The organism is Marseilla massiliensis, assembly GCF_016899855.1.
Classification (GTDB): Bacteria; Bacteroidota; Bacteroidia; order Bacteroidales; family Bacteroidaceae; genus Prevotella.
Genome location: NZ_JACJJG010000177.1, coordinates 1 through 2,325, shown reverse-complemented (window position 1 = coordinate 2,325; position 2,325 = coordinate 1). Strand labels below are relative to the sequence as shown.

The following is a 2,325-nucleotide window of genomic DNA, read 5'->3' as shown; positions in this document are numbered from 1 at the left end:
AAATGCGAGGGATGCAAACTTTGTAGATGATTTTCAAGGAGTTAAGGAGTTATGAAGTTAAGGAGTTAAGACAAATGTTTTGTTGTTGAAGCATGGTAAACAAGAGGCTTTGTGTCTTTTCTTCAAGTAATGAAATATTTGTTTTTACACTGTGTTGATAAAACATTTGTCTTGATTCTTTTATTTTATAACTCTTTAAATCCTAATTGACAAAGCATTTGTCTTAACTCCTTAACTTCATAACTCCTTAACTCCTAAAAACAATATGCTCGATATCAACACTATCCGTAACGATTTTCCGATACTCTCGCGCACGGTTTACGACCGTTCGCTGGTATATCTTGACAACGCCGCGACGACCCAGAAGCCGCGCCAGGTGGTAGAAGCCATAACCGATGAGTACTATAACGTGAACGCAAACGTGCACCGCGGTGTGCACTATCTGTCGCAACAGGCTACCGATTTGCATGAAGAAGCGCGTGAGAAGGTACGTAAGTTTATCAACGCAAAGTCGACAAGCGAGATAATATTCACCCGTGGCACCACCGAGAGTCTTAATCTCGTAGCTTCTTCTTTTTGTGATGAATTCATGCAAGAGGGCGACGAAGTGATTGTGTCTGTAATGGAACACCACTCCAATATCGTGCCCTGGCAGCTTCAGGCGGCCAAGAAAGGCATTTCGATACGTGTCATTCCGATGACAGACGAGGGCGAGCTTATGCTCGACGAATATGAGAAACTGTTTACTGAGAGGACAAAAATAGTGAGCGTGACCCACGTCAGCAACGTGCTCGGTACGGTTAATCCGGTGGAAGAGATAATACGTATTGCCCATGAACACGGCGTGCCGGTGTTGGTTGACGGTGCCCAAAGTACGCCCCACTTTGCCGTAGACGTACAGGCAATGGACTGCGACTTCTTCGCGTTCAGTGGTCACAAGATGTACGGCCCTACGGGTATCGGCGTGTTGTATGGCAAGGAAGACTGGCTTGACCGCCTGCCGCCGTACCAGGGTGGGGGAGAGATGATTGAGAGCGTGAGCTTCGAGAAGACTGTATTTGAGCGTCTTCCGTTCAAGTTTGAGGCAGGAACACCCGATTATGTTGCCACTCATGGGCTGGCAAAAGCCATTGATTATATATCTGCCATAGGCATGGACAACATCCAAAGGCATGAAGAGGAGCTTACGAAGTATGCCATGCAGCGCCTCTCGGAGGTGGAAGGCATACGTATCTTCGGGCGTTCGCCACGCAAGGATGCCGTCGTGTCGTTCCTTGTCGGTGATATCCACCATCTTGACATGGGCACACTGCTCGACCGTCTCGGCATAGCCGTGCGTACGGGCCACCATTGCGCCCAGCCCCTGATGATACGTCTCGGCATACAAGGTACCGTCCGTGCCTCGTTTGCCCTGTACAATACGAAAGAGGAAATTGATGTATTGACGGAGGGAATAAAGAGGGTTAGCCGGATGTTCTGATTTTAATTAAGAGTTAAGAATTAAGAGTTAAGAAAATTTGCCACGCAAGCAGCAAGGCCATTTTTCTTAATTCTTAACTCTTAATTCTTAACTTCCTAAGCGCTATTACGAACCAGGCGCATGCTATGAACCTTATTATTATATGGTAGTCAACGGGCATAACGGTGGCGAAAAACGCCAGTTGGGCTTCCGTCATTGCCTTTGCGCGTTCCGGTCCGACTTCTTCTTCAAGTACGTATGAATAGTATTTGCGGAGCAATTCGTTAGGAAGTGCCAGCAGTGCGCGTGTTTTCCTTATTATAAGGGCACACTTCTTTATCGTTTCTCCGCCTGCGGTCAATGTCATTTGCTTTTCCATATCGTTATCGGTTTAATTATTGTTTCTGAGTGCAAAATAAATTCTTATTTGTGCACAATAAGTTCACTGTGCTCTCGTTTTTAGTTAAAGAAAGATAAAACAATAGTCAGTCAATGCTTAAAAGCCATTTTAACAAGGGTCTTGTTGAGGCCGGTTGCGACGAGGCCGGCCGTGGTTGTCTTGCCGGCAGCGTGTTCGCCGCGGCGGTGATATTGCCCGAGGACTATGTCAACGAGGGCCTTAACGACTCGAAAAAGCTAACACCCATGCGCCGTTACGAGTTGCGCGACGAGATTGAGCGCGACGCACTGGCGTGGGCCGTAGGCGTAGTTACGCCGGAAGAGATAGACAAGATAAACATACTTAACGCCAGCATACTGGCCATGCACCGTGCGCTTGACCAACTGGAGGTGCGTCCCGAGGCTATCATCGTTGACGGCAACCGCTTCAAGCCCTACCGTTTCATACCATACAACACCGTCGTCAA

General features: G+C 47.6%; 3 protein-coding genes. 2 read left to right on the top strand and 1 reads right to left on the bottom strand.

Going from position 1 to position 2,325, the window contains the following annotated elements; genetic code table 11:
• The first annotated feature begins 265 nt into the window (after positions 1–265).
• Entirely contained in the window at positions 266–1,480 is a 1,215-nt protein-coding gene (locus H6A34_RS14100; RefSeq protein WP_205106031.1) for a cysteine desulfurase, read from the top strand.
• Between the two features lie 73 nt (positions 1,481–1,553).
• On the opposite strand, the gene H6A34_RS14095 is transcribed toward H6A34_RS14100, so the two are convergent.
• Positions 1,554–1,838: a hypothetical protein gene (locus H6A34_RS14095; protein WP_021948811.1), complete on the bottom strand. Its 285-nt coding sequence runs from the start codon at positions 1,836–1,838 to the stop codon at positions 1,554–1,556.
• A gap of 113 nt (positions 1,839–1,951) precedes the next feature.
• On the opposite strand from H6A34_RS14095, the gene H6A34_RS14090 reads away from it, so the two are divergent.
• On the top strand, positions 1,952–2,325 hold a 374-nt coding region (locus tag H6A34_RS14090; protein ID WP_205106030.1), incomplete at its 3' end, for a ribonuclease HII.

Coding starts and splice junctions, on each gene's coding strand:
- H6A34_RS14095 (WP_021948811.1), bottom strand. CDS start 1,838: ATGGAAAAGCAAATGACATTGACCGCAGGCGGAGAAACGATAAAGAAG.
- H6A34_RS14100 (WP_205106031.1), top strand. CDS start 266: ATGCTCGATATCAACACTATCCGTAACGATTTTCCGATACTCTCGCGC.